The sequence below is a fragment of the Caulobacter sp. S45 genome (genome assembly GCF_903642205.1).
GTDB lineage: Bacteria > Pseudomonadota > Alphaproteobacteria > Caulobacterales > Caulobacteraceae > CAHJWH01.
The window spans coordinates 1-4,143 of record NZ_CAHJWH010000211.1 but is presented as its reverse complement, the minus strand read 5'-3'; the positions used below and the strand labels follow the sequence as shown (position 1 = coordinate 4,143).

Sequence of the window (4,143 nt, the reverse complement as noted above, 5' to 3'; positions counted from 1 at the left end):
CCTGGCGGCGGCGCTGCCGGTGCTGGATCAGCTCGGCCTGCGGGTCCGCGGCTCTTCCCGCCTGGCCCTGGCGGGCTTCGCCGCGGCGGGGCTGGCGCTGTCGGCCCTTGCCGCTGCCTTCGCCGGGCGCGCGATGATCCTGGCGGCCGGCTTGGCGACCCTTGGCCGGGATGTCACCCTCAGCGGCCGCACAGCCCTATGGCGCGCCGCCGCCGATCTGGTTCGTCGTCACTGGCTCGGCGGCTGGGGACTGAACTACTCCGTATCCCCTGAGGTCGCCGCCCGGCTAACGGCCCTGTTCGGGGTCAACCACGTGCACAATGCGCTCCTGGACGTGACCGTCAATCTGGGCGGCCTGGGGGCGGCCCTGCTGGTCCTGGCGGTCGCGGGCGCGGTCGCGGCCACCTGGCCGCCCGCACGATCGGAAGCCCTTGCGCGGGGCGTGCTGCTTCTGCTCGCCGCCGGATGGCTGCTGTCAGGGCTGAGTGAGGACATGGCGGTGCGGGCGGAGGGTCCCGTGGCGCAGTTCGGCCTGTGCGCCCTGTTCGGCCTCTATGGCTTCCGGGCCGACCGTTACAGATGTCGGCGTCCCAGCGTCGGCCATAAGGCGGCCTGGCGGCGCGCCCATGCGGCCGCCGCGGCTGAGGTCTGCGCCGTGACGGTCACGCGATGAGGGTCGCGCTGATCGCCAGCGGCTTCGCCGACTATTCGGTGGAACTGGCAGGCGCCCTCGCCGAGGCCGGCCCGGTCATGGTGTTCGCCGACGCAGGAGCCCTGGACCGCGAGCGTGGGCAGGCGCCCTGTCCGCCCGGCGTGGCGGTCCGCCGCTTCAGCCAGGCCGGCGTGCTGCGCCGCTGGGCCTCGGTGGGCCCTCTCGCCGCCGCCCTGGCGCGATGGAGGCCGGATGCGATCGTGGCGCACGAACATCCGCATCCGCACCTGAGCACGCTGCTGGGCCTGGCGGCCCGCATCGCCCCGTTGGGGCTCATCGTCCACGATCCCGAGCCGCATCCGGGCCGCGACGCCGAGTTCGCCCGGCGTCGGGCGCACGGGATCGCCGTCCAGCGTGCGGTGGCCGACCACCTCTTCGCCCATGGTCGCGCCTGCGCGGCGCGCCTGGAGCAGGCCACCGGTCGCCCCGTGACACCGCTGGCTCATGGCCCGATCCTGCGGCCCGGAGCCCCTCCGCAGGCGCCGTCCGGGTGCGGCGGCGTGCTGATGTTCGGCCGCATGGAGCGCTACAAGGGCCTGGAGGTGCTGCTCGAGGCGGGGCGTATGCTTCAGCAGCGTGGCGTGGCGTTCAGCCTCGACATCCGCGGCGCCGGGCCTGAACTCGATCGGCTGCACGGCGATGTCCTCGCGCTCCCCGCCTGCGCCGTCACGCCCGGTCACGCCTCGCGCGCCGATCTGCTCAGAGCGCTGACCGCCTGCGACGTGGTGGCCGCGCCCTACCTGCAGGCGAGCGCCAGCGGCGTGGCCGCAGCGGCCCTGGCCCATGGCCGGGCAGTGGTGGCGTCGGCGGTCGGCGGACTGGCGGAGGTGGTGCGGCCCGGCGTCAACGGCGTGCTCGTCCCGGCGGGCGATCCGCACGCCCTGGCCGAGGGCCTGCGCCTCGCCCTGGCCGACTGCAGACGGCTCGGACGCGGTTCTCTCAGGCTCGCGGAAGGCGTCTTCGCCTGGCGCCACGCGGCGCAGGCGATCAGGGGCGCCTTCCAGGACGCAGGCCGCGGGCGGACGGCGGCGTGACCCGCGGACGCGACGCCGGCCTCTATGCCGGAGGGCTGCTGTTCCAGCAGGGGATCGCCTTCGGGGTCGGCGTGGCGGCGGCGCGGTGGCTTGGACCGCAGGGCTATGGCCAGGTCAGCCTGGCGCGGGCGATCTACGGGGTCGCCGTGATCCTGGCCCCACTGGGGCTGGACCTCTCCCTGCTGCGGCGCCTCGGGGAGAGCGGCGCGGGCCGGGCCGCCAAGGTGGCGCAGGTCCAAAAGCTGCGACAGATCACCTGGGCGGTGAACCTGGCGGTCGTGGCCGCCATGGCCCTGGCCGGCGCCCCCTGGCTGCAGGCGCACCTCTACCGCCAGCCGGGGTTTGCGCTGGACCTCGTCATCGCCTTCACGGCCCTGCCGTTCGCCGCCGACCTCGCCGTGCTGACCGCCGCCTGCCGGGCGCTCGACCGGGTGGCCCAGGCCTCGCTGGCCTCCCTCTATCTCCAGCCCGTAGTCCGGACGGTCGCGCTTGGTGGTTTGCTGGCGCTGGGGCTCGGCGCCCGTGGCGTGCTGGCGGCGACGGCGGTAGGCGTCGCGGCGGCCAACCTCGTGCTCGCGGCGCTGCTGATGAGGGGCCGGCGCCCGCTGCGGGCGGAACCGCCGGCTCCTGAGCCGCCGGGGGTCGCCGGCTCCGGCTCCCCGGCGCGCCTGTTCGGCTACAGCGGCTGGATGGCGGCCATGCTGCTGACCTATGGCGCCCTGAAGCTCGTGGACGTGCTGGTGCTCGGCCATTTCCGGCCGGCGCGGGAGGTGGGCGACTACGCCGCCGTCAGCGCCATCGCCCAGCTGATCTGCCTCTATCCCACAGCCTTGAGCCAGACGCTCGGTCCCACCGTGGCGGGCCTATACGCCGCAGGCAGCAGGCGAGGGGTCCGGCGCGAGCTCGGCCGATACCTGCGCCTGTCCTCGCTGGCCTGTGCGCCATTGCTGGCCGGCGTGGCGGTGTTCGGGCCCTGGCTGGACCTGGTCTTCGGCGCCCGCTTCCGCTTCGATCCATGGCTCTGCTTCGCCCTTGCGCTGGGGGCCTATGTCAGCGGGGTGTTCGGGCCGATGTCGGTGTCGCTCAGCATGACCGGGCGCCACCGGCCGGAGTTCGCCATCCTGCTCACCGGCGCGCTTGCAAGCCTGGCCGGGTGCCTGCTGCTCGCGCCCGCCTATGGCGGAGTGGGCGTAGCGTGGGCGACGCTGGGCGGATATCTGCTGGTGAACGGCGTGCGCACCGCGGTGTCGGCGCAGGTGATGGGCGGGCTCGATGTGGAGCTCGGCGACGTCGCCGCACCTGTGGCCTGCCTGATGCTGGCTCTGGTGTGGCGCGCCCTGGCGGAGCGCTTTGGCGCACACGACTGGCCGACGGCTCTGCTGACGGGCGCCGGCCTGCTCGCCAGCTACACGGTGCTCTATGGCGTGGCCCTGCTCTCGCCGGGCGAGGTGGCGCAGCTCCTTGCGTTCAGCCGTCGCCGCTGGCGTTCAGCCGCTCGCGCAGTTCCTTCCCGCTCTTGAAGAAGGGCGCGGCCTTGGCCTTGACCTCCACCGCCTGGCCCGTGCGCGGGTTGCGGCCAGAGCGGGCGGGACGGGCGCGAACGGAAAAGGCGCCGAAGCCCCGCAGCTCGACCCGCCCGCCCTCGGCCAGGGCGTCGCACATGCCGTCCAGGATGACGGCGACCACGCGTTCCACGTCCCGCTGGGTCAGGTGAGGGTTCTCCTCGGCCAGCCGGGTGATCAGTTCGGACCTTATCATTTGCCCTGTTCCCCACGGGCACCATGGGCGAAAGCCGCCGCCGCCTCAAGCCAGCGCCGTTAAGCTTTGATTATGACGCGACAAAAAACCCCGCGTGGCGAACCACACGAGGTTGATTGCCGGCCGTTTACCCAAGGCCTACTCGCCGCGGCCCTGACGCTCCCGCAGCGCGGCGCCCAGGATGTCGCCGAGCGACGCCCCGGAGTCGGAGGAGCCGAACTGCTCGGTGGCTTCCTTGTCGTCGGCCTGCTGCATGGCCTTGACCGACAGGGAGACGCGGCGCGCCGCCTTGTCGATGTTGGTGATCATGGCGTCCAGGCGATCGCCGACGCCGAAGCGCTCGGGGTTCTGGTCGGAGCGGTCACGTGACAGGTCGGACTTCCTGATGAAGGCCGCCATCGGCGCGTCCGCCTCGCCGAAGGTCACTTCCAGGCCGCCCGAGGTGATCTCGGCGACAGTGGCGGTGACGATCTGGCCGCGGCGGAAGACATCGCCGGCGATCGGGTCGCCGGACATCTGCTTGATGCCGAGCGAGATGCGCTCCTTCTCGGCGTCCACGTCAAGCACCCGCGCCTTGACCATCTCGCCGCGATGGTACTTGGCCATGGCCTCTTCGCCGGTGGCGTTCCAGTCGATGTC

The 4,143-nt window shown here is 73.0% G+C and carries 5 protein-coding genes; 3 read left to right on the top strand and 2 right to left on the bottom strand.

Translation table 11 applies throughout. The features are described 5' to 3' along the window. The 3 genes from HUV06_RS14950 to HUV06_RS14940 form a co-directional block, all read left to right on the top strand. On the top strand, positions 1-673 hold a 673-nt coding region (locus HUV06_RS14950; protein WP_174302043.1), incomplete at its 5' end, for an O-antigen ligase family protein. Next, positions 670-1,746: a glycosyltransferase family 4 protein gene (locus HUV06_RS14945; RefSeq protein ID WP_174302042.1), complete on the top strand. Its 1,077-nt coding sequence runs from the start codon at positions 670-672 to the stop codon at positions 1,744-1,746. The genes HUV06_RS14950 and HUV06_RS14945, both read left to right, overlap by 4 nt. Continuing rightward, the gene (locus tag HUV06_RS14940; RefSeq protein ID WP_174302041.1) at positions 1,743-3,266 is read left to right on the top strand and encodes a lipopolysaccharide biosynthesis protein; all 1,524 of its coding nucleotides are present in this window, start codon (positions 1,743-1,745) and stop codon (positions 3,264-3,266) included. Before HUV06_RS14945 ends, HUV06_RS14940 begins: the two co-directional genes overlap by 4 nt. On the opposite strand, the gene HUV06_RS14935 is transcribed toward HUV06_RS14940, so the two are convergent. Further along, positions 3,214-3,504, bottom strand: coding sequence for an integration host factor subunit beta (locus tag HUV06_RS14935; RefSeq protein ID WP_174302040.1), 291 nt, complete (start codon positions 3,502-3,504; stop codon positions 3,214-3,216). The genes HUV06_RS14940 and HUV06_RS14935 overlap by 53 nt on opposite strands. A 138-nt stretch (positions 3,505-3,642) precedes the next feature. Further along, positions 3,643-4,143 (bottom strand): S1 RNA-binding domain-containing protein (locus HUV06_RS14930; RefSeq protein WP_174302039.1); only part of this gene is annotated, 501 nt, incomplete at its 5' end.

Excerpts from the sequence above, each read along its gene's own strand:
- HUV06_RS14945 (WP_174302042.1), top strand. The coding sequence starts at position 670 with ATGAGGGTCGCGCTGATCGCCAGCGGCTTCGCCGACTATTCGGTGGAA.
- HUV06_RS14935 (WP_174302040.1), bottom strand. The coding sequence starts at position 3,504 with ATGATAAGGTCCGAACTGATCACCCGGCTGGCCGAGGAGAACCCTCAC.